The following is a 23,181-nucleotide window of genomic DNA, read 5'->3' on the forward strand; positions in this document are numbered from 1 at the left end:
ATGCAAGCCGACTTCTCGCGCCGCACCTTCGACTCGCTGAAGCACTTCTCCGCGGTGCTGGCGCAGCAGGGCCGGGTCCAGCTCGACGCGGACGCGAACGAGCAGGCCGCGATCCTGCTGTACCAGCTGCGGACCACGGTGGCCGACCTGCTCGGCCAGTCCGCCGCGCCCGCCGGGGCGCACGGGTTCCGGATCGACCCGCATCAGGACCACGCGAAGATAGACGACCTGAATATTTCGGCTGGCCGGCTGTACGTCGACGGGCTGCTGGTCGAGAACGACGAGGCCACGAGCTACTGGACCCAGCCCGAGGGCTACCTCGACCAGGAGAAGGACGAACTCCCCGCGACCGGGCCGTTCGTGGTGTACCTGCGGGTGTGGGAACGGTTGATCGCCTCGTTGCAGGATCCGGCGATCCGGGAGATCGCGCTCGGCGACCCCGGACCGGACACCGCGGCGCGGGCCAAGGTCGTCTGGCAGGTGGCCTGGTGCGCGGGACAGACCGTCGACGATTTCGAGACCTTCCGGAAATCCCTGAATCCGGAGCCCGGTCTGCTTGCCGCCCAAGCGAAACACCCGGGCGACACCGACGCCTGCCATCTGCCGCCGGAGGCGCGGTTCCGCGGTCAGGAAAACCAGCTGTACCGCGTCGAGGTGCACACCGGCGGTCGCGGGTGGACGGATTCTGTGCCCAACAAGGGGTTCCGCCGCACTCTGCACGGGGCGACCTTCAAGTGGTCGCGGGAAAACGCGTCGGTGGTGTTCCCGATCGTCTCGGTGTCCGGTGCGACGGTCACACTCGGCACGCTGGGCCGGGACAGCAAACTGGACCTGGACGTCGGCGACTGGGTCGAACTGCTCGACGACGCGGCCGCCACCCGCGTCGCGGACGACCTCCCCGCGGCGGACCGGCCCAAGTCGGCACCCGCACTGCGGAAGGTCATCGCGGTCGACCCGGCGGACCGGCTGGTCACCCTCGACGAACGCTGCGGTCCCGGTTCCGACGCGGACCTGCATCCGTTCCTGCGCCGCTGGGACCACCTCGCCCCGGACGACAGCGAGGACGGCGCGGTGCCGCTGGTCGAGAACACCTGGATCGACCTGGAGGACGGCGTCCAGGTCCGGTTCGAGGCCCCGCCGAGGTCGTCGGCGGAGGTCGCGGCCGGACAGCCGGGCACGTACCGGCGCGGAGACTACTGGCAGATCCCGGCCCGCACGGTGACCGGCGACGTCGAATGGCCCCACGACGACGACGGCCCGCGTCCGGTCCCGCCGCACGGGGTCGAGTACCGCTACGCCGTGCTGGGCGTCCTCGACGGGGACGGGAAGGTGACCCATCCGCCGGACAGCTTCGAACCGCTCTTCCGGCCGGGATCGAATCCCGTCGCACCCGCGCCTCCCGCGGAGACCCCGAAGAAGGCGGCCGTGATCGACGCACCGCCGCCGGCGGCGCATCCGACTGATCCAGTGGTGTTCGCGGCGGAGAAATCAGCCGGTGCGGCCACCGGTGCGAAAGCCGTTTCCCCGGCGCCGAGCCCGGCTCACGCGACGGGCACCGCGGGCGCGGGCGGCAACGGTTCGGCCGCATCCGTCGTCCCGGCGCGCGACGTTGCCACCGAACCGGATCTCCCGGACGCCACCGTCACTTCGCCGAGCACCGCTGTCACCGAGCCGACCACCACCGAGCCGTCCGCACCCCCGACCACACCCGCCACCGAGCCGGAGAAACCAGCCATGACCCAACCGACCAAGCAACCGACCACGCAACTCGGCGACCACTTCACGTCCTGGCTGCGCACCGTCGTCCCCGGCCTGTGGTCGGCGCTCGTCGCGTGGCTCGTCACGCTGGGCCTGCCCGCTTCGGTGACCGACGCGGTGTCCGGGCTGGGCAACCAGGTGATCGTCCCGGTCGTGCTGGCCATCGTGTACGCGTTGCTGCGGCAGCTCGAACCGCGGATGCCGCCGTGGCTGACGCGAGTCCTGCTCGGCTCCAACCGGCCGCCGAGCTACGCCGAAACCGGGGCGGACCACCATGCGCTGGGCTGACTACTCCGCGGGCGCGCCGGGCCCGGGGTCGCTCAAGGCGGCCGGTTTCGGCGGCGTGATCCGCTACGCCGGGCTGGGCCGCGGCACGAAGCGGCTCACCGGCCGCGAATACCGGAACCTCGTCAGCGGCGGGGTCGCCGTCGCGCTGGTCGTCGAACTGGGCACCGACGACGCCTGGGGCAGCGGCACCGACGACGACTTCGCCCGCGGCGCCGCGTTCGGGCGGGCGGGACTCGCCGACGCGCGCGGCATGGGCATCGCGGACTCGGCGCTGATGGCCTGCGCCGCCGACTCCCACGCGGCGGCCTACCAACTCGACGACGTCGTGCGGTTCGCGAGCGGGTTCGCCAGCGTGGTCGGCCGGAACCGCGCCGGGTTCTACGGGTTTTCCGAGACGCTGCGCGCGGTGCACGACGCCGGGGTCGTGTCGTGGTACTGGCGCTGCGGTTCGCAGCCGACGGCCGCCGAGCGGACCTGGACGCATCTGTGGCAGCGCAACGACGGCACGGTCAGGGTCGACCGGATCCCGTGCGACATCAACGAGCAATACATCCCGCTTCCCGGCGGCGGCACCGGGTCCGCCCCCGGCAACGACGAGGAGACTCTGATGCTGATACCCGCAGCCCCGAACGGCGACCACTTCTACATCCCGCTCGCGGGCCGTCCGCCGTACCTGTACCTGTTCGCCGGATACGGCGACACCATCGAGATCAAGCAGATGGACTTCGTGCGCTCGACCAAGGAAGGCACCCAGGGCGACTTCGTGCCCGGCGCGGAGATCCGGAACTTCACGTTCCTGTCCGACCGGCCGGGCCCGCTGGACCTGCGCAGCGTGGCCGCGGCCGGCGCCATCGGCATCTCGATCTGGTACCAGGCAAAGCATTCCTTCACCGCGTACGTCGGCTGAGGCTTCGGCAGGTGCCCCCAATGTGGCATTGGGTGCATCTGACGCACCGAACGCCACATTGGGTGCATCCCGCGCACCCAATGCCACATTGGGGCGGCGGCGCCGGGGCCAGTTCAACCGGGCAGCTGGGCGCCGTCCGGGAAGTCGGTGGACCGGCTCAGCTCGGCCCATTCCTCGATCTCCTTGTCGACCGCGGCGCGGCCGTTGGCGACGAGACGCAGCGCGTCCGAGCCGAGGACCAGGTGCGCGGGCGGGTGCGGGACGTCGAGGATGCGCAGCACGGCCTCGGCGGCTTTCCGCGGGTTGCCGAGCTGTTTGCCGCTGGCCGCGAGACGGTGGTCGCGGACCGGGTTCATCACCTGGTCGTAGTCCGGCACGGAACGGTCGGTGCGGACCATCGACCGGCCCGCCCAGTCGGTGCGGAACGATCCCGGCGCGATCGCGGTGACGTGCACGCCGAACGGCGCGACCTCCTTGCCGACGGTTTCGAGAATGCCTTCCACGGCGTACTTGCTGCCTTGATAGAAGGACGTGCCGGGCACGGTGATCAGCCCGGCCATCGAGGTGACGCCGAGGATGTGCCCGCGCCGCCGCTGCCGCAGGTACGGCAGAACCGCCTTCACCGTCGCGACGACACCGAAGACGTTCACCTCGAACTGCGCGCGCAGCTCCGCCATCGTCGACTCTTCGAAGACGCCCTCGTGGCCGTACCCGGCGTTGGCAATGGCGACGTCGATCGGGCCCACTTCGGCCTCGATCTCGTCGACGGTCCGGAACACCGCGTCGTCGTCGGTGACATCGAGGATGCGCGCGAGGGATTTCCCCGGCTGGAGCTGCTCGAACGCCTCGGCGTCGGCCTGCTTGCGGACGGTGCCGACGACGGTGTGGCCGGCCTGGAGCGCGGCCTCGGCGAACGCGCGGCCGAGACCGGAGCTCGCGCCGGTGATCAGGAAGATCTTGGTCATGAAGCAAACTCTACACCGCGTTGATAAAAATCTGCACAGTGTCAAAAATAGTCAGCGTGATAGAACGTGCAGGTGGAAGAGCGAGACGCCCGCCCGCGTCGCCGGACGGCCCCGACCAAGGGAGACCTGCGCGAACGCGCGATTCTCGACGCGGCGGAGCAGCAGCTGAACTCGACGGGCGGGGCGTGCATGACCGTCGCGACGATCGCGCAGGAGGCCGGGATCACCCGGGGCGCGCTCTACTTCTACTTCGGGTCCAAGAACGAGGTGCTCGCCGCGCTGGTCGAGCGGACGGTGACGAAGCTGCGCACCGAGGTCGACGCGGTGGACGCGGCCGCCGCGGCTCCCGGCGACGCGGTCCGGCAGGGGCTCGAGCAGACCGCGCGGATGTGGCGCGAGCACGGCACGGTGATGCGCACGGCGGTTGAACTGTCGCCGTCGGTTCCGGCGATCGACCAGGCGTGGCGTTCCGCGGTGGTCGCGCTCGCCGACACCATGGGCGGGGTCGCCGAGCGCGCCGGACTGCCGTCCGGAACCGCGGCGGAGGTCGCCGCCGCGCTGGTCTGGATGACTGAACGCGTCTTCTATCAGGCGTTTGTCGCCGACAGCTCGCTGGACGACGCGGCGGCGACGCTGACTCGGGTGTGGCTGGCGGCGCTCGGCCTCGCGGCCTAGCCGACCGCGATGGCGACCTTGCCGCGCGGACGTCCGCCAGCAGAGCCGCCTTCGACCAACGCGTGCGCTGACGCGATGTCGGCCAGCGGCAGCACGGCACCGATCACCGGCCGGAGCTTGCCCTGCTCGATCAACTGGCCGAGGGCTTCGAGTTTCGCGCGGCCCGGGCTGACGAAGAGGAAGTGGTAGGTCGCGTTGACGCCCCACGCGGCGAGGAGGTTCTGCGGCTCGGGAATGTCCACAATAGACACGACGCGGCCGCGATCGGCGAGTGCTTCCGGGCTGCGAGCGAGGGTGTCTCCGCCCACGGTGTCCAGCACGACGTCCGCCCCGCCTAGAGCGCGGACCTGTGGCACGTAGTCGCCGGCCGAGAAGTCGATCGCGGCATCAGCGCCCAGTCCGGCGACGAACTCGTGGTCCCGCTCCCGCGCGGTGGTCACCACCTCGGCGCCCAGCGCGCTGGCGAGCTGGACGGCGACCGAGCCGACCCCGCCCGCTCCGCCGTGCACCAGAACCCGTTCCCCGGCCCGCACCGCGGCGCGTTCGACCAGCGCCTCCCACGCCGTCACGCCCACGAGCGCGAGGCCGGCGGCTTCGACGTGCGACAACCCGTCGGGCTTGCGGGCGACCAAGGCCTGGTCGACCACGTGGTACTCGGCGTAGGTGCCCTGCCCGGCGAATACCGGCGCCAGGTACCAAACCTCATCGCCCGGTGCGAAGTCGCTTGCTCCAGGACCGGTCTCGACGACCACGCCGGACACGTCGTTGCCGATCACCGCGGGCAGCGCGACCTGGTCGCGGTAGTCGCCGCGCCGGGTCTGCAGGTCGAGCGGGTTCACGGACGTGGCCGCCACCCGCACCAGCACCTGGCCGGGCCCGGGAACGGGTCTTGGCAGCTCACGGGCGGCGAACGCGGCGTCCGCGGCACCGAAGCGGACGAGTTCCACCACCTGCGTCGAAGTCGGCATGCGGCGAATATAGATCTACATATCGCGAATTGTCAATATGACCGTGCGGGTTAGGATCGTCCGGTGTTCTCGGAGGCGGAGTTGCTGGCGGTGTTCCGCGCCCTGTCCAACCCGACCCGCCGCCAGCTGCTGGTCTGGCTGAAAGATCCGATGAGCTTCCCCGGCCAGGAGCCCGAGGACGTCGAGATCGGCGTCTGCGTGACCGACATCCAGCAGCGCGCGGGCCTCGGCCAGTCGACCACCTCGCAGTACCTCGCGATGCTGCGGCAGGCGGGCCTGGTCGTCGCCACGCGGCGGGGCAAGTGGACCTACTACCGCCGCGACGAGGAGAACATCGCCCTCCTCCTGGAGACCCTGCGCGACGTGTTCTAGGCGGGGGTTGCGAGGCCCGCCGAGGTCCTGCCCGCACGGACCGAACGGGGGCGACATTGGGGCAACGATGGCTCTCCGCGGAACTTCCGGGCAACGTCATTCGGTGCTTCACGTCTTTGGAGTTAGAGATTCGCCAAAGACACGGGGAGCGCACAATGGGATTCACCGCGATGAAGTCGATGAAGCTGGTCATGGTCGGCGGGGCTGTCGCCGCGACCGCGTTGCTTTCCGCGTGCAGCGGAAACAGCGTCGACGGAAATGGTTCCGCGGCGAAGAGCATTTCCGACGCGGCGGCGGTCAAGCAGGGCCCGCAGGGTGGTTCGGCCGGTGCGGCGGGCACCGCGGCCACGGCGAACGGCGACGTCAACTGCAGCAAGCTCGGCGGACAGGTCGGCCCGGCCGGCGGCAAGCAAATGGACCTGATCGCGGTGCAGAGCACCAACGGAAGCATTCCCGGCTGCACCGAAGCATTCAATGTGATGACGAAGTACTACGAATTGGCGCCGTCGCAGGGCGAAGGCCCCGGCCACCGCGTTCTCGGAATCGAAGGACACTGGGACTGCGCATTGGGCGCGGAAGAGGAATTCACCCAGGGCGTCGTGAACTGCGGCAAGGACGGCGGCTCCGAGTTCATGATCAAGACCGCGCCGACCGCGGGCAAGGGCTCCGGCCAGCAGCCCGCCGCCCCGACGCGCCGCTTCCCGAACACGACGCAGACCGTGCAGTTCACCGGGTTCGACCGTTCGGTCAACATGGCCCAGTTCCAATTGATCACCTGGAAAAAGGGCGGCGCGGACAACGGCCACTACGTGCCCGTTCCCGGCGACGGCAAGACCTACCGGCTGCCGGTGAGCAAGACCGCGCAGGTGTTCGGCGCGGCCGAACTGTGCCCCGGCGGCGACGTGGCCATCGACCAGCAGGGCCGCGGCACGAACCCGTGCACCGAGCAGGCGCTGATGGCGGCCCTGACCGGCCCGACCCCGCCGCTCGCCGAGATCCACGTCGACAAGAACGACAACATCGACGTCGCCAAGGAGCTTTACCGCCCCTGACGGAACCGGCGGGATTGCCGTCCGTGAGGGGAACCCTGAGGGACTCTGATTCCCTCAGGGTTCCCCTCACGGATCTGAGACCACCTGGCCGCCGGTTCGCGTTATGCGTCGAGTTTCTGTTGTCCCGCGTCGAAACTGTGCAACGCGGCACCCACGGCTGCGGCTACAGTGATCTCGTAGACCTCGTCTTCCTGGTATTTCGTGGCCAGTTCGGCGAAATCACCATCGGTGAGCCGGTAGGACGCGTCACGAATCTTCGCCGCGAACGGCTGCAACGGTGCGGGCAGGCCGTCCCCGGTCACCGCCGCGCCGCGAAGCGCTTGATCGGTGACCGCAGGCGCGGCGAAAACGGAATACCGCATGTTCTCCACCGGATCCTCGTGCGTGCCCGCCGGGCCGTCGGCGAGCAGGAAGCCCGGGAACCGGTACCCGAACCGGTGCAGGGCACGGGTTCCACTCTCTAGTTGACCTTCGCGAAGCACGAAGCCGAACGCGTTCGCGAGCCGGTTCACAATGTTCCACACCAGATTCACCCGCAGCGCCTCGCGAATCGCCGCCGCAGGAAGATCCGGCAGCACGATCTCATCCGGCTTCAGCGTGACAGTCTCCAGAAATGCCCGAACAGTCCGCACCTCCGGTCGCGCCGCGTCGGGTCGCAAGGGGTCGATCTCGCCGTGTCCGGCGATCCGCGTCAGCTCCGCGTGCGAGTCGACGCAGAACGGGCACTCGTGCAGCAACGCCGTTGACATGGCGAGAAACTCGCGTTCCCCGGCTGTCCAGTACGACGGGCCACGCATCGCCGGAGCGGTGAGATCCAGCAGCGGCCGGGTGAGAAAGCCGGGACGGTACAGCAGCAGCTTCACGATGTCCGGCGGCTGCTTCGACGTGATCGACAGGAACAGCCTGGCCCGCAGGCGATGTCCGTTGTCGAGAATGGACAGTCTCATCAGGACTCCAAAGTGGCTAAGCGGCCTGCGAGAAATCGCCGGTCGGCTGGGTTGACGGCGAGTTCGTGCGCGCGCCGGTACGCAGCCATCGCGTCGGCGGTCCGCCCGAGACGGCGGAGCAGATCGGCCCGCGCGGCGTGCAGCAGGTGATACCGGTCAAGGCCTTCGATACCGTCGATGAGCGCCAGCCCTTCCGACGGGCTCGTGGCCATGGCGACCGCGACGGCGTGGTTCAACGCGATCACCGGCGAGGGATTTGTTTCGTACAAACGGAGATACAGCCCAGCGATCGCCGCCCAGTCCGTGTCCGCCGCGGAACGAGCCTGAGCGTGCTGGACGGCAATGGCGGCCTGCAGCTGATACGGCCCCACCATTCCGAAACGCAGCGCACGGTCCAGCAGTCCGACTGCTTCGGCGATTTCCCGGTGGTCCCAACGACTTCGGTCCTGGCCTTCGAGCAAGACGACATCGCCGTCCGGCGTATACCGGGCGGCGGCGCGCGAATCGTGCACCAGCAACAGCGAAACCAGCCCGAGCGCTTCCGGCTCGTCCGGCATGAGCGTCGCGACCAGCTTCGCCAGCCGGATCGCTTCCTGTCGCAGCTCTCGGTGCTCCGGCGCGGTGTAGCCTTGAGTGAAGATCAAGTACAACACCGCCAGAACCCCGGACAGTCGTTCGGACAGCAGATGATCGGGCGGGACCGCGAGGCTGATCCCGGCGTCGCGGATCTTCCGTTTGGCCCGCACCAGCCGCTGCGCCAGCGTCGCCTCGCTGACCAGGAACGTCCGCGCGATCTGCCCCGCGGTCAGCCCGGCCACGGCCTGCAGCGTCAACGCGACGCGGGCTTCCTCGGCGAGCGCGGGGTGACAGCAAGTGAAGACGAGGCTGAGCCGTTCGTCGCCGATCTCGAGCAGGCGTTCCTCGGTCGGCTCCGCGCTCGTGGCTGGTTCCTCGAGTTGAGCGAGCTTCTCCTGGCCGCGGCGGGCGCGGCGGAGCCGGTCGATCGCGCTGTTGCGGGCGGCGGTCAGCAGCCACGCCACGGGGTCGTCCGGCGGCTCGTCGCCCCAGTTGCGCAGGGCGAGCGCGCACGCGTCCTGCAGCGCGTCCTCGGCGAGTTCGAAGTCGCCGAGGACGCGGACCAGCGCCGCGAGCATCCGGGCCCGGTGCTCGCGGTAGGTCTCCCGCAGCAACGCCGAGGTCATGCCTGGTGAGACAGCCCAGGGACCCCGGCGACCGGCCGCACCTCGACGGTGCCGACCTCGGCCATCGGGCACAGCGCGGCGAGTTCGAGGGCTTCGTCGAGATCGCGGCAGTCGAGGACGTAAACGCCGCCGAGATGCTCGTGGGTCTCCAGGAACGGCCCGTCGGTGATGAGCGTCTTGCCCTCGCGGACGCTGACTGTGGTCGCGGTGTGCTCGCCCTGCAGCGGATGCCCGGAGACGAACACCCCGCGTCGCCGGCATTCGTCGGCGAACGCGTTCACCCTGGCCAGTGCGTCCGGGAAGGCCGGATCGCCGGGTTCGGGACGGTCGCAGTTGTAGATCACCAGCAGGTACAGCATGTGTGTCCTCCGAGGGCCGGTCCGGCGTCGTCGCAATGGAAGACGAATGCGTCGACCGTAACTCGACAGCGCGGGGGAGGCTTCCCGGAAAAACGGAGAACGGCGGGCCCGGGGGAGCCCGCCGTTCTCTTCAGGAGGGGGTCAGCTCTTCTGCCACAACGCTGGCGCGTTGGGCGGTTCCCAGCCCTGCTGGGCGGTGTGGCCTTGCAGGCACACGTAGGTGACCCCGTTGTAGGTGACGCGCGTACCGGCGGGGTACGCCTTGCCGGTGGCCCAGGACGTCCCTCCCGGCTGCCCGGTCGGCGGCCCCGTGGTCGGTCCGCCGGTCGGCGTCTGCGCGACGTTCAGCACGAAGTCGAACGCCGCCTCCTTGGCGTTGTTCGGGGCGTCGCGGACCGTCATGAGCAGCCGCGAGTCGAAAATCGTGTCGGTGTTGTTCCGCGGCTCGCCCGGGAAGTACAGCTGCGTCGTCAGGATCGGCTCGTTGGGGGCCTGCACCTTGACGTGGATGTGCCGCGTCCGGCCGGGGTAGAGGCCGGGCACGATCGTGGTCAGCTTGAACTCGCCGAGGTCGTTCGTGTACTGGTGGCCGCGGAAGTTGTAGCCGACGTTGTCGTACGCGCCGTTGTCGTCCGCCTGCCAGAAGTCCAGCAGCGCGCGGCTGATCGGCTGGCAGGCCGTGCCGAAGACGTACCCGCTCACAGTCAGCCGCGTGCCCGGGGTGCTCCCGTCGACGAGCACGCCGCGCTCGGGCGAGCCCGGCGTGAAGTACGGGCCCTCGGTCTGGTCGATCGTCGGTTCGTCGCCGTCGTGGCAGTACGGGGTCGGCTCGACCTTCTGGCCGCCCGCGAAATTCGTGCGGGCGAGCGCGGGTCCGCCGACGAGGGCGACCGGAGCCGCGACTCCGGCGGCCAGTGCGGCCTTCAGCACTGTCTTGCGGCTGAACTTTCTTTCTTCGTCCATGCCTGCTCCTCGGTGGGGGCTCGGGATTCCCTTCGACGGTAGGGAGAAGATCAGCCCGCAGCGATGGACGGAGTCATGCAGTCGTGGTGAATCTTCGGGGCGGCGTCGCCGGTGCGGCGGAATCCGCCGGGGCTCAACCCGGTTTCGCGCCGAAAGAACCGACAAAAGTAGGCTGGATCGGCGAATCCGACGCGGCTCGCCACCTGCCGCACGGACAGATTCGTCCGCAGCAGGAACCGTTTCGCCTCCTGCGTTCGCGCCTCGCGCACCAATTCCGCCGCGGTACGCCCGGTTGCCGCCTTGACGGCCTCGGTGAGGTAGCCGGGAGTGACGCCGAGCCGTTCGGCGTGCGCGCGCACCGACCACAGGCCCAGCTCGGATTTTTCCGCCTGCTGCGCGAATTCCGCCGCTACCGCGCGGGCGCGGGCGGGTGCGGGCGCGGCCGGAATGCCGGGAAGCCTTCCGGCGCGCACGATCAGCACGTGCAGCAGCGCGCGCAGCACGGATTCGCCGTCCTCGCCGCCGCGCCGGAATTCCTCCTCGAGTTCCGCGATCAGCCGCGCGGTCCGGTCGTGCTCGGTCCCGTCCAGTTGCAGCCACGGCCGTTCGCGCAGCCTGCGCAGGGTTTCCCGGTCCGCCGGATGGTCGAAGAGGAAGTCGTCGGTGAACAGCACGACCGATCCGGTGAGCCCGCTCGCCTCCCAATGGTGCACCTGGCCCGGCGTGACCACGCCGAGGTGCGGCGGGCTCAGCTCCCACCGCGTCAGGTCGACCACGTGCGCGCCGGTCCCCCCGGTGACGAGCACGATTTCGTAGAATGTGTGCCGGTGCGGGAATTCGGCGCGCGACAACGGTCCCACCGCGTCGAAAGAGCCGACCGCGAACGGCACCGCGTCGGGCGCGGGCACCTCGAGCCGGTGCAGTGGAAGTTCACCGGTTTTGACCGGTCTGCAGCACATTCCCGGGGGCACCGTCGTCCCTCGCATCAGTCCGTCCTTTTCGCCGGGTTCGGAACGAAAAGTCTAGACCAATTTCCGGGCAGATACCTCCGACGGAAGTATCAGTAACTCGGTGGAGTGACGCTCACGAGGAATCGGGCGGTGGTCCGGCCGTCGTTGCGGAAGCGGTGCGGGATGGCCGAATCGAAGTGGCAGCTGTCGCCGGTCTTGAGCACGTGCGTCTGCTCGCCTACCTGGACGGTCAGCCGTCCGGCGATCACCACCACGCATTCCTCGGACGGATGCGAGCGCAGTTCGTCGGACGAGGCGCCGCCGGGTTCGAGCACGCCTTCGAGCACTTCGAGCTTCGCGCCGCCCGGTGACGCGCGGGTGTAGGTGATCGCGTGGTGCGGCGAGGAGATCCGGTACCGGTCGTCGTGCCGGATCACCGCGACGGTCTCCTCGTCCGGCTCCTGGAACAGGCTGAACAGCGGGATGTCGAGCACCTCGGCGATCCGCCGCATGGTCTCCAGGCTCGGGTCGGTCACGCCCCGCTCGACCTGGCTGATCAACCCGGTCGACACTCCCGCCTGGTCGGCAAGCTGGCGCACGGTCAGTCCGCGCAGGGTGCGGAACTCGCGGATCCTCGTCACGGTCACCCGATCATTATCATCAAACGGCGCTTCGGCGCAGGTCACCGGCCTCGGCGGGTCCCGCTGGGCGGTCCCCCGCGCCGACCTCGATCGCGGTCCGCGACGGCGGCCGGGTCACCAGGCTGACCGCCACCGTCACGATCAGGTTGACGACGAGCGCGGGCAATCCGACGACGGTTCCGGGCGGCATCGTGGGCGCGACGAGCGAACCCAGGGCGGGCACGCCGACGATCAGCCCGCCGCACAACGCGCCCGCCGCGAGCCCTGGCGCGGTGACCCGTCGCCACAGCATCGAGAGGAACAGCGCGGGGGCGAGTTGCCCGACGGCGCTGTACACGTTCGTCATGATGCTCAACAGTTTTTCGTTGCTGTGTGCGACAAGAAGTACGGAAAGCGCAGTGAAAACGAGAACGCCCACGCGCATCGCAGTCAGCGACGAAGCCCATTTCTTCGAGCGCGCCCCGAGCACATTGCGGGTGAACAGACTGCTGGCCGCGAGCACCAGCACCGCGGTCGGCACGAGCGCGACGAGAATGCCCGCGCCGCCGAGCAGCCCGATGACCCATTCCGGATACTTCTCGCGCACGAAAATCAGCAGCGACGCGTTGGCCTGCTTGTCGGTCAGCTTCGGCAGCGCGAGCACCGCGGCGAGCGCGATCATCACGATCAGGACGTAGAAGAGCGAGTACAGCGGCTGGACCACCTGATTGCGGCGGATCGTCGCGACGTCCTTCGCGCTGTAGGACACCTGGAACATGTGCGGCAGCGCGAACGAACCGAGCGGCGTGAGCAGCAGGAAGCTCATCCACCACCAGGTGTTCGTCGCGGTCGACCCGTGCGGCCCGGGCAGCGTCGCGCCGCTCGGATGCGCTTGTTTCATCGCGTCGAACACGCCCATGGGACCGCTCACCCCGGCCGCGTTCGCCGCGCCGATCGCGACCACGAGCAGGATCGCGATCAGCAGCACGTCCTTGACGATCGCGGTGAACGCGGCGCCGCGCATCCCGCCGACCAGCACGAACCCCGCGACGAGCACGCCGCCGGCGATGACGTAGACCAGCGACGGGACCTCGCTGCCGAACAGGCTCGCCAGGATCAGGCTCAGCCCGGTCAACTGGACCTGGGCGTACAGCAGCAACGCGACGATGCCGAACACGGCGACCAGGCCGCCGAACCAGCGGGCTTCGAAGCGGGCGGTGAAGTAGTCGGCCATGGTGACCAGGCCGTGCCGCTTGCCCGCGCGCCAGATCTTGGGCACCACCCAATAGCCGACCGCCGCGGTCAGCACGACCGTGCCGAGCACGTAGAACCCGGGCGCGCCGTTGCTGAACACGCCTTGCGAGGCGCCGAGCAGCGCGAAGGTGGTGAACGTTTCGCCGACCAGCAGGAACCAGAACAGCCAGGTGCCGAACCGGCGTCCGCCGACGGACCATTCCTGCAGATTCATCGCCCGCCCGCGCGCGGCGGCGACGGTGCCCCAGACGATCGAACCGACCGCGATGAGAAGAGCGAGCGCCAGTGCCATCGCTACACCCGGTCCAATTCGCCGCGGCGGCGGTCGATCGCGTAGACGAGGCCGATGGCACCGGAACCGATCAGCACGCCCGCGGTCATCCACACCAGCAGGAACGGGATCGAGCCGAAGACGTAGTCGATCCGGTTGACCAGGGGAATCGCCGCGACGCACCACGCGAACGGGACGACGAGCAGAAACCAGTGCCAGCGGCGTTTTCTCGGTCGGGCCATTGATCGCTCCTCAGCTACCCACGTCGCTGTGTTCAGCCTGGATGAATGGGCATCAGTGTGAGCGATGACCTGTGTCGCGTCAATGACGACGATCGGGTGGACGCAAGAGAGACTTGCGCAGTGGAAGTGCTGACTGTTCACTGTGGCTAATGGCAGCTCAACGCATCTCCGCGGAGGCAGGCATGATTTTCACCGCCGCACGACTCCTGACCGAAGCGTCCGCCCCGCTGATCCACGACGCCGCCGTGGCCGTCTCGGACGGCGTGCTCACCTATGCCGGACCAAGGAATTCCGCCCCCTCTGGCGAAGTCGCAGATCTCGGCGACGTCACCCTGCTGCCCGGCTTGATCGACTGTCACGTCCACCTCTGCCAGGACCCAGGCTCCGGCGAGGTCACCCTGGAAATGCCCGCCGACGACGATGCACTGAGCCGCCGGATGATCGCCAACGCACAACGATTGCTGGACGCCGGAGTCACCACCGCCCGCGATCTGGGCGCACCCGGCACCCTGGGCACCCGCGTACGAGATTTCCTGGCCACCACACCGGAAGCCACCCCGCGAATGCTCGCCGCGAACGCGCCGATCACCGTCACCGGCGGCCACGCCGCGTCGATGGGCGGCATCGCGGACGGCGTCGACCAGGTCCGCGCTTTGGTCAAACAACACTTCGACGACGGCGTAGACCTGATCAAAGTCATGACCACCGGCGGCTTCATGACCCCTGGCAGCCATCCGTCGGAAGCGCGCTACACCGTGGACGAGCTAACCGCCTTGGTGTCTGAGGCGCACTCTCACGGGTTGCCGGTCACGACGCACGCTCTCGGCGTCGAAGGAATCGAACGAGCCGTACTCGCCGGTGTCGACTGCATCGAGCACTGCGGCTGGGTCACCCGTACTGGCACCGAATTCGATCCCCGGATCGCCGAGATGATCGTCGCGCGCGGCATCGCCGTCAGCCCGACCATGAACACCGCTTGCACCGCAGCGGATTACATGTGTCCGTGGGACGAACGCGACGCCGTCATCGGCAACCTCCGCGCGCTGATTTCCTTGGGTGCCACCATTGTCGCCGGAACCGACGCCGGAATCCCGTTAGTCCACTTTGAACGCTACGCCGACTGCCTGGACACCTTCGCCGAAGCCGGAATGACTCCCCGGCAAGCAATCGCCAGCGCCACTTCAGCGGCCGCCCGCGTCTGCGGTTTGGCCGACGTAACCGGTCGCTTGGCACCCGGCCTCCGCGCCGACATCATCGCGGTGGACGGCGACCCAACCGAGTCGTTAGCGACCTTGCACCACCCCCGTTTCGTCATGGTCGACGGTCTCCGCCACGAAATCCGCAGCGCCGACCCGGGAACCGGAGATGCCGCGGCCCGGGACCGAATCCGCCGGAACCTCGAACAGGGAGCCGGACGATGACATACGACGCCAGCCCAGCGAGCGAGGGCGGTCCGTGAGGGACTCCTTGAGGGAATCAGATTCCCTCAAGGAGTCCCTCACGGACCACAACCCAATGCCAGGGACTTGTAATAAGCTGCGTAGCCCACGCCCGCTGACCGTCCACAAAGGACGCCAGTGTCGCCGAAATGACCTATTTGGCACCATGTGGCCGGTTCTTGAAGTCCGTGAGGGGAGCCAGCACGAGACCTCCTGCGCTGCCCCGCTGGAGAGACGGCGTCGAGCGTCCGTCACACCCGTGTGAAGACCCGCCCGTCTCGTGATTGACTGGCTGGCATGGCCGTACTTCCGCATCCGGGCGCTCGGGGTCCGCAGTGACCTCCGAACCGGCCGCGGCCACCCGTCCGCGCAATCGCAAGCAGCTCATCGTCGAAGCGGCGGGCCGGGCCTTCAGCGAACGCGGCTACCACGCGGCGTCCATGGAAGAGATCGCCGCCGCCGTCGGAATCACCGCGGCGGCGCTGTACCGGCACTTCCCGAACAAGTACGCCCTGTTCACCGAATGCGCCAACGTCATGGCAGACCGACTGGTCGCCGCCCTGGACGCAGTCCCCGCCGACGCCCCCGCGGACGAAGTCCTCCGCCCGCTGGCCCGCGTCACGGTCGCTCACCGCGAGTCCGGCGGCCTGTACCGCTGGGAGGCCCGCTATCTCGACCGAGCGGACCGTCGCGTCCTGAGCGCCAAATTCGCCCAGGTCGTCGCGCGCGTGACGGACGTGGTGCAACCGTCGCCGGACGCGGACCTCCGTGCCGTAGCGGCACTCGGCGCGATCGGTTCGATCACCATGCACCACACGTCGATCGCCCATCACCGCGCCGAGAACCTGCTGACCGAATCCGCCCTGCGCCTGGCCACCGCAACGACCACCGCGCCCGCGCCTTCGGTCGCGCTGCCCACCCAGCCCGTCCCGCGAACCCGGCGCGCGCAAATCCTCGCCGCCGCCGTCCCGCTGTTCGAACGCGACGGATTCGCCACCGTCACCAACGCCCGAATCGCCGAGGCCGTAGGGTTGGTTCCTTCCGCCCTCTACCGCCATTTCCCCAACAAAGCCGAAATCCTGGCAGCCGCCTGCCTGCAAGCCGCCGGGCTCCTGTCGCAAGCCGTAGAACAAAACCTCCACGGCACCGCGGGTGCGGAAGCCCTGCCCGTACTAGCCGCGACCTACGTGGCCTACAGCTTCGAACACACCGCCCTGACCAACGTCGCCGCCGCCGAACTAGGCGGCCTGCCCGCCGCGTTGCAACGCCCGCTGAACCTCGCCCAGCGCGAGCACATCGCTGTGTGGGAACAACAACTTCGCCTGGCCCGCCCGGATCTGGACGCACACCAAGCCCGCGTGCTGGTGCACGCGGGCTTCGGCGCGGTAGTCGAAACCGGCCGGCGGCTGCGGTGGGAGGACACCCCCGACCACCGCGCCGCCGTCACCGGTTTTCTGCTGAGTGCGCTGGGACTCTAAGCACCCGGCCGATTCGCCGTGGGAAGCGTGATCGGCGTCTGTGTCGGCGACGTCCCGTTGTTGAGGTACAGCATCGAAATGCCGCGCACGAACTGATCGAAGAGGGAAAAACTGCCCGGCATGATCTTGGACGCCCCCTCCCTGAACGCGACATACGCCGGCCACTCGATCCGGATCAGTGCCGCCTGTGCGTAATCCCGGGGGAGTCCGAGCCAATCGCCCATCTGGTCGTTGAGGAGATACCGCACCAGTTCGTTGACGAACCCGGAATCAAGCCCGAGCGTCGGCTTCTCGATATACCCGAGCAACGTCTTCGCCAGACTGACCCCTTCGTCAGTCGGCCCGAGCACCGGCCACAACATCTGCTGCGCCTGCGCTTCCGCGTCCGCCCAAGTCTGCGGGATGAACTGCTCCTGGACGCCAAGCAGATGCAGCGCCACCTGCCAAGCGTGCAAATCCGCGTCCTGCTCCGCCGTCGACAACGCGATGTTCCACTTGAGCATGTTGCTGCGCGCGAACGTCGCCACTGAATGGAACGTCCGCAAAATGTCGCCATTGCTGATCGGCTTAGGCTGATCAGCTCCGTCCTGGTACTTCGCGGACGTCGGCAGCAAATTCCGCACGACAGCGTGCACCAGGCGGGTCTTGTTAGCCGTAACGACGAAATGCCCGTCTGGTGCCCAAGCTTTGGAATTATGCAGGTCGTACCCGAAGGTGAACGTCTTGGCCGCCCGCTGTTTCATGTCCGCGCCGCCAGCCGACCAGTAAACCGCCCGCGCCTCCCGCGGAATGACGGTGCTCATGATCCCGCTGCCAAGAGTCTCCGAGACGAACAGATAGCTGCTCAGCCGGGTATAAAGCTTCTCCGAAGCAGCAAGCTTGGCCGGATCCGCCCACGACGGAAGCTTGTTGACCTGCCGCAGATACGCGACCAGATAGTCCGGCATGCCAGCAGGCAACGGCGCGTTGTTGTCGATCCAGCCCTGCCAAGCCGTATTGACCGCGGGAATCCTGCCCTCGGCCAGCAATGCCTTGGCCACCGCGTCCGCCGTGTCGTCCCAGACCTGGAACGGATCGGCCCCCGTCCCGCTCCCGGCGATCGACCCTTTGCCCGACCACGCCCACGCGGTGCCGGTGGTGCCCGCCATGCCCGCGATGCCCAACGCCGCGCCGAGGGTCAGCACCTTCCTTCTGCTGAGATTCTCCATGTACTTGTCTGCCTCTCTGGTAGGCGTCGTTGCCATCCCATCACCGGCCAGGGGCTGCTCGCCGCCCCGTGTCGACAGTCTCGGAAGAAGTGATTTCTCATTAACATAACGGCGCCGGTCGGCTGGTGGCAAGAGGTGTCGCCGCTCCGGATCGCCAAGTCGGCGAGGACGCGTCGCTCCCGTCGGAGCCAGGGCACCGGCCGACGTGGAAGTCCGCGGCGGGGTGCGGAGGAGGGAACGCGAGCGACCGGTCCGGGCGAGTCAGACCGGCCGGGCAGCTTGCGAGCGCAGGCTCAATGCCGCCGCTTCTTGCGGGCTTTCTTCGAGGACCGGGAAATTCCGCCCAGCGGATGCACGGTCGCGTGCCCAGGTCGCCGCCGCGTGAATACCTCCCGCAGTTCCGCCAGGCCCGCCTCGTCCGGATGGCCGGAGGCGAGCAGGTTCGCGGTCAAACCGCGGGCCTCGTCGGGAGGGATCGCGGCGAGTGCGTCCGAGACCGCGTCGAGGCCACCGGCCTCGAGCAGGTGAATGAAGTGCTCGGCGATGCCGCGCAGGGCTTCCCCCTCGCCGAGTTCCTCCATCGTGAACTCGCCGTCGTCGATGAGGAGCTGCACCGCGATCGGTCCGAGCAGCGGGTCGTGACGCAGCTTCCGAAGCACCGCGGCACCGTCGGGAACACCCTGCACGAGCACGTCGAGCATCGCCCGCGCGCGCGTGCGGAACGGGGAGCGGCGGACAGCGTCCAGCAGCAGCGGCAGCCCGTGTTCCCGCCCGCCGTGGACGGCTAGCCATCCGGCCAACTCCGCTTTCGCGGCCTCCGGGGTGTAGTGCTCGGAGAGCGTGCCGAGCAATCCGGCGGGTTCGGCGTCCGACAGCTCCCCGACCAGCGGTGCGTGGCGGCCGGCGGCGATCAGGCCGACGCGGACCGCCCTGGCCGCCAACGGGGTCAGCGTCACCAGTTCAGTGGCTCCGGAGGACAGCGCGGTCCGCAGGCGGGCATCGGTGTCCGGAGGGAACCCGGCAGGCCCGTCCGGGCCGAGATCGGCACGGAAAATCGGGTCGGGCACACCGGTCGCGAGCGTGACCGCGCCGAACTCCGCGAGTGTGGCGAACACCCGGCGCAGGTCCGCGCCGACTCCGTGCCGCCACTCCGCCTCGGTCGGCTCGTCCAGATCCGCGTACCAGATGGTTTCGAGGAAGGACAGCCAAACGGTTTCCTCGAGCCGGACCACCGGCATCGGCTCGGGAAAGCCGTAGAGGGTGTTGAGAATGTCGGGCAGCACCACGTCGATGATGTCGCCGAAGATGACGGTGTACTCAGGTGCCCAGTGGTTCCCGCGCGTGACGAGTTCGGGGGAGGGCAGGCTGCCGAACGCCGCGGTCCAGAGGGCGAGGCTGTCCCGAAGCAGCTTCGCATTCTTCGCGACGCGCACCAGCTTGCCCTTGACCACGCGGAGGACCCGGATCTCTTTCGCCAGCCCGACCAGGCCGGTCAGGACCGGAAGATCCTCGCTGCTCTGGGTCCGGTAGGTGTGGTCGCCGATCTGCGGATCGATCCGGTCGCCGGTGCCCAGCAGGCCCACCAGTTCGCGGGCATCGGCCAGTTTGAGATTGCCTTTCGAGGTCAGCGCCCGGCCGTCGCCGACCCATTCGACCAGTGCGCGCAACCGGGCGACGACCGGCGTCCGCTCGGCCGCCGCGGCGAGTTCGGCGTCCGGCGGAAGCGACACCGGAAGCTGAGGCACGGCCCGCTCGGGCAAGCCGCCTCCATCGAGGAGGTGTCGCGCGGTGATCTTTTCGAGCACTTCGGCGTTGTAGTCGACCTTGCCCGCCCGGACCTTGTCGAGAAAACGTTCCATCGCCACGTCGTCCGCGGGATCGACTCCGTGCCGGAACGCGGTCATCACCCAGAACTTGGCCACGCCGAAGTTGAGCTCGTCGGCCATCGCGGCGGCGAAACCGGCTCCGGCTTTCGTGATGGCCGCGTCGAGATCCGCGAGCGGGTCTCCGGCAGGGTCGGCCAGCCCGGTCGCGTGCAGATAGCGCAGGAACAGCCGCAGGTTTTCCGGGACGTGGCCCGCCTCCTCCGGAGGGACTGACAGCGCCCGGGGCGCGTACGACAGCAGAAATTCCTCGACCAGGCCGGCGGTCCAGTACCCCAGCCGCCCGTCGATGCTGCAGTGCCGGAAATTCAGTGCCGACCCCAACGCCAGCGGATCGAGGTCGTCGTGTTCGGCCCAAGCCGTGCAGCGCCGGATCAGCAGGTCCTTGGCCGCCTCGAACGCTTCGGAGTCCTCGGGTTCGAAGTACATGCGCATCGCGGTCTCAGCGTCCTTGTCGCAGGTCGGGGTCGGGGTTTTCGGCGATGAAGCGGTCCGCGGCTTCCTGGCTGACCAGTGCTTTGCCGCTCAGCCACGCCACGGCGCGGCGGTGCGCGCGAACGTCGTGGAAGGCTTGCCAACGGGGCAAAAGCCCAGGCCAGTCTCGGTGCAGCCGGTCCTTGAACCGGCGGAAGGCCCCCTTGCCGCGCAGAGCGATCGACAGCTGGTCGCTGGCCTGCTCGTCGCCGACGCGTCCGGCGAAGTCCGCCATGTCCTGGTACCAGACATAAGACGGCAGCGGATCGATCGGGATCAGGTCCAGTTCGTCGAGGTCGATCGGACGCTCGCCGTCGAGCCCGCCGTCCTCCGTCCAGATCGAGATGACGCCCGTTCGAGGATCGACGAGGTGGCGGAGTTCGCAGGCGCTCTGGTCCTGCAACGCCTCCGCGATCCGGTCGAGGTCGAACTGGTCCAAAGCGAGCACGTTGGCAGGGTAGGGGGTCCGTGGGCTTCGATGCCGTGCCCGGCCCCCGAAACGCCAGCGAAGACATTCGATCAGGCGCAACAGCCGTCGGGCTTGGCGGCTTCGTCAGAAGTGCAGCACGTGGCGAGCGCGGCACTGTCGGAGCCGAACGCCGGCGAATCCGCCTTGACGGTGTAAACCTCCCAAGGCTCCCGGCCCGGACCGTGCACCCACACCTTGTCCTGCACCGCGTAGCAGCAGGTGGTGTTGTCCTCGGTCAGAGTCTCCAGGCCCTCCCCGGTGAGGCGCTTGCTGGCCTCGTTGACGTCGTCCGTCGACTCGACCTCGACGCCGAGATGGTCCAGAACGGTGTCCTGACCGGGCTCGCCCTCCAGGAGCACGAGCTTGAGCGCGGGTTCGGCGACGGCGAAGTTGGCGTAGCCGGGCCGGAGTTTGGCGGGTTCGGCGCCGAAGAGCTTCGAGTAGAAGTCGATCGAACCTGCCAGGTCTCCGACGCGGAGCGCGAGCTGAACGCGGGCCATCCGTCCTCCTTGAATAGATATCTGTCGAAACAGGATGGGACCTAGATTGCTGTCTATGTAGAGATCTGTCAAGATAGACAGATGTCGAAGCAACTGCCGCTGGTCGCGATGGACGCGTGCTGCTCCCCGTTGGCGCGCGAGCCGCTGACGGCCGACCAGGCCGCGGAGCTGTCGAAGCTGTTCAAGGCGATGTCCGACCCGGTGCGGCTGCGGCTGCTGTCGCTGATCGCGTCCCATGCCGGCGGGGAGGCGTGCGTGTGCGACTTGACCGACGCGTTCGACCTGACCGGCCCGACGATTTCCCACCACCTGAAGGTGCTGCGCGAATCCGGCCTGATCACCGGGGAACGGCGCGGCACCTGGGTCTACTACCGGGTCCACCCCGAAGTGCTGGCCCGGCTCTCGGCCGTGCTGGTCCCGGGCGGCGCGGAGGCGCTGGCATGACGGCGGAAGCGGGCGTCGTCGGCAAACTGTCCACTTTGGACCGATTACTGCCGGTGTGGATCGCCGTCGCGATGCTGGCCGGGTTGCTGGCGGGCCGGTGGATTCCCGGCTTGGGCGAGGTCCTGAACGCGGTGCGGGTCGACGGGATCTCGTTGCCGATCGCGCTCGGGCTGCTCGTGATGATGTACCCGGTGCTGGCGAAAGTCCGCTACGACCGGCTCGGCGGCGTGACCGGCGACCGGCGGCTGCTGTGGCCGTCGCTGGTGCTGAACTGGCTGATCGGCCCGGCGCTGATGTTCGCGCTGGCCTGGCTCCTGCTGCCCGACCTGCCGGAATACCGGACCGGGCTGATCATCGTCGGCCTCGCCCGGTGCATCGCGATGGTGATCATCTGGAACGACCTCGCCTGCGGCGACCGGGAAGCCGCCGCCGTGCTGGTCGCGCTGAACTCGATGTTCCAGGTCGTCATGTTCGGCGTCCTCGGCTGGTTCTACCTCGCCGTGCTGCCCGGATGGCTCGGCCTGCCGCAAGCCGGTCTGAGCGTTTCCGCGTGGCGAATCGCCAAGAGCGTGCTGGTGTTCCTGGGCATTCCGCTGCTCGCCGGGTACCTGTCCCGTCGGTTGGGGGAGCGCGCCAAGGGGCGCACCTGGTACGAATCCCGGTTCCTGCCGAAGATCGGTCCGGTCGCGCTGTACGGGCTGCTGTTCACCATCGTCGTCCTGTTCGCGTTGCAGGGCGACCAGATCACCAGCCGCCCGCTCGACGTCGCCCGGATCGCGCTGCCGCTGCTGGTCTACTTCGGACTCATGTGGGCCGGCTCCTACGCGCTCGGCAAGGCGGTCGGCCTGTCGTACGAACGAACCACGACGCTGGCGTTCACCGCAGCGGGCAACAACTTCGAACTCGCCATCGCCGTCGCGATCGCCACTTTCGGCGCCACGAGCGGACAAGCGCTCGCCGGAGTCGTCGGGCCGCTCATCGAAGTCCCGGTCCTGGTCGCGCTGGTATACGTGTCTCTCGCGCTTCGACGCCGCTTCGCTGCCGTGCCCGCGGAGGTTTCGCCATGACCACCCCTGAAGTGCTCTTCGTCTGCGTCCACAACGCCGGACGCTCGCAAATGGCGGCCGGGCTGCTGCAGCATCACGCGCGCGGCAAGGTGGTCGTCCGCTCTGCCGGCTCCGCGCCTGCCGACACGGTCAATCCCGCCGTGGTCGCGGCGATGGCCGAACTCGGCATCGACCTGTCCCGCGAATTTCCCCAGCCCCTGACCGCCGAGGGCGTGCGCTCGGCCGACGTCGTGATCACCATGGGCTGCGGCGACGCTTGTCCCGTGTTCCCCGGCAAGCGTTACCTCGACTGGAAGCTCGACGACCCGGCGGGCCTTCCGGTCGAGCAGGTCCGCCCTATCCGGGATGAGATCGACCGGCGGGTCCGGGCCTTGCTCGCGGAGCTGGTCAGCGCGTCCAGGCCCTGCACCAAGCCGTCAGGCTGAC

The 23,181-nt window shown here is 68.6% G+C and carries 24 protein-coding genes; 10 read left to right on the forward strand and 14 right to left on the reverse strand.

The window, feature by feature from the left end; all coding sequences use genetic code 11:
- Window positions 1-2,046 (forward strand): DUF6519 domain-containing protein, encoded by a 2,046-nt coding sequence (locus ACFORO_RS02715; protein ID WP_377869335.1) that lies wholly within the window; start codon window positions 1-3, stop codon window positions 2,044-2,046.
- On the forward strand, window positions 2,033-2,953 hold the full coding sequence (locus tag ACFORO_RS02720) for a glycoside hydrolase domain-containing protein (protein ID WP_377869336.1): 921 nt from the start codon (window positions 2,033-2,035) through the stop codon (window positions 2,951-2,953). Before ACFORO_RS02715 ends, ACFORO_RS02720 begins: the two co-directional genes overlap by 14 nt.
- 113 nt (window positions 2,954-3,066) lie before the next feature.
- Here ACFORO_RS02720 and ACFORO_RS02725 read toward each other — a convergent pair whose 3' ends face one another.
- Complete coding sequence (locus ACFORO_RS02725) at window positions 3,067-3,918, reverse strand: oxidoreductase (RefSeq protein ID WP_377869337.1); 852 nt, start codon at window positions 3,916-3,918, stop codon at window positions 3,067-3,069.
- Window positions 3,919-3,990: 72 nt separating this feature from the next.
- Here ACFORO_RS02725 and ACFORO_RS02730 point away from each other — a divergent pair, with 72 nt between their 5' ends.
- A complete protein-coding gene (locus tag ACFORO_RS02730; protein ID WP_377869338.1) occupies window positions 3,991-4,593 on the forward strand; it encodes a TetR/AcrR family transcriptional regulator in 603 nt (200 codons plus the stop codon).
- Here ACFORO_RS02730 and ACFORO_RS02735 read toward each other — a convergent pair.
- Window positions 4,590-5,561, reverse strand: coding sequence for a zinc-binding dehydrogenase (locus tag ACFORO_RS02735; protein ID WP_377869339.1), 972 nt, complete (start codon window positions 5,559-5,561; stop codon window positions 4,590-4,592). The genes ACFORO_RS02730 and ACFORO_RS02735 overlap by 4 nt on opposite strands.
- Before the next feature lie 63 nt (window positions 5,562-5,624).
- Here ACFORO_RS02735 and ACFORO_RS02740 point away from each other — a divergent pair, with 63 nt between their 5' ends.
- Both ACFORO_RS02740 and ACFORO_RS02745 read left to right on the forward strand, forming a co-directional pair.
- Complete coding sequence (locus ACFORO_RS02740) at window positions 5,625-5,933, forward strand: ArsR/SmtB family transcription factor (protein WP_377869341.1); 309 nt, start codon at window positions 5,625-5,627, stop codon at window positions 5,931-5,933.
- Window positions 5,934-6,088: 155 nt separating this feature from the next.
- Window positions 6,089-6,985, forward strand: a complete 897-nt coding sequence (locus ACFORO_RS02745) for a hypothetical protein (RefSeq protein WP_377869342.1) — start codon at window positions 6,089-6,091, stop codon at window positions 6,983-6,985.
- 101 nt (window positions 6,986-7,086) lie between these two features.
- Here ACFORO_RS02745 and ACFORO_RS02750 read toward each other — a convergent pair whose 3' ends face one another.
- From ACFORO_RS02750 to ACFORO_RS02785, 8 genes are all read right to left on the reverse strand, one after another.
- A complete protein-coding gene (locus ACFORO_RS02750; RefSeq protein ID WP_377869343.1) occupies window positions 7,087-7,932 on the reverse strand; it encodes a hypothetical protein in 846 nt (281 codons plus the stop codon).
- Window positions 7,932-9,134 (reverse strand): RNA polymerase sigma factor, encoded by a 1,203-nt coding sequence (locus ACFORO_RS02755; protein WP_377869344.1) that lies wholly within the window; start codon window positions 9,132-9,134, stop codon window positions 7,932-7,934. The genes ACFORO_RS02750 and ACFORO_RS02755 overlap by 1 nt, the downstream gene beginning before the upstream one ends.
- Window positions 9,131-9,493 (reverse strand): YciI family protein, encoded by a 363-nt coding sequence (locus ACFORO_RS02760; protein WP_354747874.1) that lies wholly within the window; start codon window positions 9,491-9,493, stop codon window positions 9,131-9,133. The genes ACFORO_RS02755 and ACFORO_RS02760 overlap by 4 nt, the downstream gene beginning before the upstream one ends.
- 141 nt (window positions 9,494-9,634) lie before the next feature.
- Window positions 9,635-10,456 (reverse strand): dioxygenase family protein, encoded by an 822-nt coding sequence (locus tag ACFORO_RS02765; RefSeq protein ID WP_377869345.1) that lies wholly within the window; start codon window positions 10,454-10,456, stop codon window positions 9,635-9,637.
- A 50-nt stretch (window positions 10,457-10,506) separates the two neighbouring features.
- Window positions 10,507-11,442: a helix-turn-helix transcriptional regulator gene (locus ACFORO_RS02770; protein WP_377869347.1), complete on the reverse strand. Its 936-nt coding sequence runs from the start codon at window positions 11,440-11,442 to the stop codon at window positions 10,507-10,509.
- 74 nt (window positions 11,443-11,516) lie between these two features.
- Complete coding sequence (locus ACFORO_RS02775; RefSeq protein WP_354747878.1) at window positions 11,517-12,053, reverse strand: helix-turn-helix domain-containing protein; 537 nt, start codon at window positions 12,051-12,053, stop codon at window positions 11,517-11,519.
- A gap of 13 nt (window positions 12,054-12,066) precedes the next feature.
- Window positions 12,067-13,572, reverse strand: coding sequence for a sodium:solute symporter family protein (locus ACFORO_RS02780; protein ID WP_377869348.1), 1,506 nt, complete (start codon window positions 13,570-13,572; stop codon window positions 12,067-12,069).
- A 2-nt stretch (window positions 13,573-13,574) separates the two neighbouring features.
- A complete protein-coding gene (locus tag ACFORO_RS02785) occupies window positions 13,575-13,793 on the reverse strand; it encodes a DUF3311 domain-containing protein (RefSeq protein WP_377869349.1) in 219 nt (72 codons plus the stop codon).
- Window positions 13,794-13,942: 149 nt separating this feature from the next.
- Here ACFORO_RS02785 and ACFORO_RS02790 point away from each other — a divergent pair, with 149 nt between their 5' ends.
- Complete coding sequence (locus ACFORO_RS02790; RefSeq protein WP_377869350.1) at window positions 13,943-15,214, forward strand: metal-dependent hydrolase family protein; 1,272 nt, start codon at window positions 13,943-13,945, stop codon at window positions 15,212-15,214.
- Between the two features lie 353 nt (window positions 15,215-15,567).
- A complete protein-coding gene (locus ACFORO_RS02795; RefSeq protein ID WP_377896484.1) occupies window positions 15,568-16,710 on the forward strand; it encodes a TetR/AcrR family transcriptional regulator in 1,143 nt (380 codons plus the stop codon).
- On the opposite strand, the gene ACFORO_RS02800 is transcribed toward ACFORO_RS02795, so the two are convergent.
- From ACFORO_RS02800 to ACFORO_RS02815, 4 genes are all read right to left on the reverse strand, one after another.
- Window positions 16,707-17,918, reverse strand: a complete 1,212-nt coding sequence (locus ACFORO_RS02800) for an oxygenase MpaB family protein (RefSeq protein WP_377869353.1) — start codon at window positions 17,916-17,918, stop codon at window positions 16,707-16,709. The two genes, ACFORO_RS02795 and ACFORO_RS02800, sit on opposite strands and share 4 nt — an antisense overlap.
- Window positions 17,919-18,211: 293 nt before the next feature.
- Window positions 18,212-20,236 carry a hypothetical protein gene (locus tag ACFORO_RS02805; RefSeq protein WP_377869354.1) on the reverse strand — a complete coding sequence of 675 codons (2,025 nt, stop codon included), beginning with the start codon at window positions 20,234-20,236 and terminating at the stop codon, window positions 18,212-18,214.
- A gap of 7 nt (window positions 20,237-20,243) precedes the next feature.
- Window positions 20,244-20,723, reverse strand: coding sequence for a UPF0158 family protein (locus tag ACFORO_RS02810; RefSeq protein ID WP_377869355.1), 480 nt, complete (start codon window positions 20,721-20,723; stop codon window positions 20,244-20,246).
- 71 nt (window positions 20,724-20,794) lie between these two features.
- Window positions 20,795-21,244, reverse strand: a complete 450-nt coding sequence (locus ACFORO_RS02815) for an ArsI/CadI family heavy metal resistance metalloenzyme (protein ID WP_377869356.1) — start codon at window positions 21,242-21,244, stop codon at window positions 20,795-20,797.
- 81 nt (window positions 21,245-21,325) lie between these two features.
- Here ACFORO_RS02815 and ACFORO_RS02820 point away from each other — a divergent pair, with 81 nt between their 5' ends.
- Genes ACFORO_RS02820 through ACFORO_RS02830 form a run of 3 tightly spaced genes read left to right on the forward strand, consistent with a single transcriptional unit; the run spans window position 21,326 to window position 23,180 of the window.
- Window positions 21,326-21,688, forward strand: coding sequence for an ArsR/SmtB family transcription factor (locus tag ACFORO_RS02820; RefSeq protein WP_354747895.1), 363 nt, complete (start codon window positions 21,326-21,328; stop codon window positions 21,686-21,688).
- Window positions 21,685-22,755, forward strand: coding sequence for an ACR3 family arsenite efflux transporter (gene arsB / locus ACFORO_RS02825; RefSeq protein ID WP_377869357.1), 1,071 nt, complete (start codon window positions 21,685-21,687; stop codon window positions 22,753-22,755). The genes ACFORO_RS02820 and arsB overlap by 4 nt, the downstream gene beginning before the upstream one ends.
- A complete protein-coding gene (locus tag ACFORO_RS02830) occupies window positions 22,752-23,180 on the forward strand; it encodes an arsenate reductase ArsC (RefSeq protein ID WP_377869358.1) in 429 nt (142 codons plus the stop codon). Before arsB ends, ACFORO_RS02830 begins: the two co-directional genes overlap by 4 nt.
- Window position 23,181: the final 1 nt, after the last annotated feature.

The organism is Amycolatopsis halotolerans, assembly GCF_042647905.1.
GTDB classification, from domain to species: domain Bacteria; phylum Actinomycetota; class Actinomycetes; order Mycobacteriales; family Pseudonocardiaceae; genus Amycolatopsis; species Amycolatopsis halotolerans.

Coding starts and splice junctions, on each gene's coding strand:
- ACFORO_RS02715 (WP_377869335.1), top strand. CDS start 1: ATGCAAGCCGACTTCTCGCGCCGCACCTTCGACTCGCTGAAGCACTTC.
- ACFORO_RS02720 (WP_377869336.1), top strand. CDS start 2,033: ATGCGCTGGGCTGACTACTCCGCGGGCGCGCCGGGCCCGGGGTCGCTC.
- ACFORO_RS02725 (WP_377869337.1), bottom strand. CDS start 3,918: ATGACCAAGATCTTCCTGATCACCGGCGCGAGCTCCGGTCTCGGCCGC.
- ACFORO_RS02735 (WP_377869339.1), bottom strand. CDS start 5,561: ATGCCGACTTCGACGCAGGTGGTGGAACTCGTCCGCTTCGGTGCCGCG.
- ACFORO_RS02745 (WP_377869342.1), top strand. CDS start 6,089: ATGGGATTCACCGCGATGAAGTCGATGAAGCTGGTCATGGTCGGCGGG.
- ACFORO_RS02750 (WP_377869343.1), bottom strand. CDS start 7,932: ATGAGACTGTCCATTCTCGACAACGGACATCGCCTGCGGGCCAGGCTG.
- ACFORO_RS02755 (WP_377869344.1), bottom strand. CDS start 9,134: ATGACCTCGGCGTTGCTGCGGGAGACCTACCGCGAGCACCGGGCCCGG.
- ACFORO_RS02760 (WP_354747874.1), bottom strand. CDS start 9,493: ATGCTGTACCTGCTGGTGATCTACAACTGCGACCGTCCCGAACCCGGC.
- ACFORO_RS02765 (WP_377869345.1), bottom strand. CDS start 10,456: ATGGACGAAGAAAGAAAGTTCAGCCGCAAGACAGTGCTGAAGGCCGCA.
- ACFORO_RS02770 (WP_377869347.1), bottom strand. CDS start 11,442: ATGCGAGGGACGACGGTGCCCCCGGGAATGTGCTGCAGACCGGTCAAA.
- ACFORO_RS02780 (WP_377869348.1), bottom strand. CDS start 13,572: ATGGCACTGGCGCTCGCTCTTCTCATCGCGGTCGGTTCGATCGTCTGG.
- ACFORO_RS02785 (WP_377869349.1), bottom strand. CDS start 13,793: ATGGCCCGACCGAGAAAACGCCGCTGGCACTGGTTTCTGCTCGTCGTC.
- ACFORO_RS02790 (WP_377869350.1), top strand. CDS start 13,943: ATGGCAGCTCAACGCATCTCCGCGGAGGCAGGCATGATTTTCACCGCC.
- ACFORO_RS02800 (WP_377869353.1), bottom strand. CDS start 17,918: ATGGAGAATCTCAGCAGAAGGAAGGTGCTGACCCTCGGCGCGGCGTTG.
- ACFORO_RS02805 (WP_377869354.1), bottom strand. CDS start 20,236: ATGCGCATGTACTTCGAACCCGAGGACTCCGAAGCGTTCGAGGCGGCC.
- ACFORO_RS02815 (WP_377869356.1), bottom strand. CDS start 21,244: ATGGCCCGCGTTCAGCTCGCGCTCCGCGTCGGAGACCTGGCAGGTTCG.
- ACFORO_RS02820 (WP_354747895.1), top strand. CDS start 21,326: ATGTCGAAGCAACTGCCGCTGGTCGCGATGGACGCGTGCTGCTCCCCG.
- arsB (WP_377869357.1), top strand. CDS start 21,685: ATGACGGCGGAAGCGGGCGTCGTCGGCAAACTGTCCACTTTGGACCGA.
- ACFORO_RS02830 (WP_377869358.1), top strand. CDS start 22,752: ATGACCACCCCTGAAGTGCTCTTCGTCTGCGTCCACAACGCCGGACGC.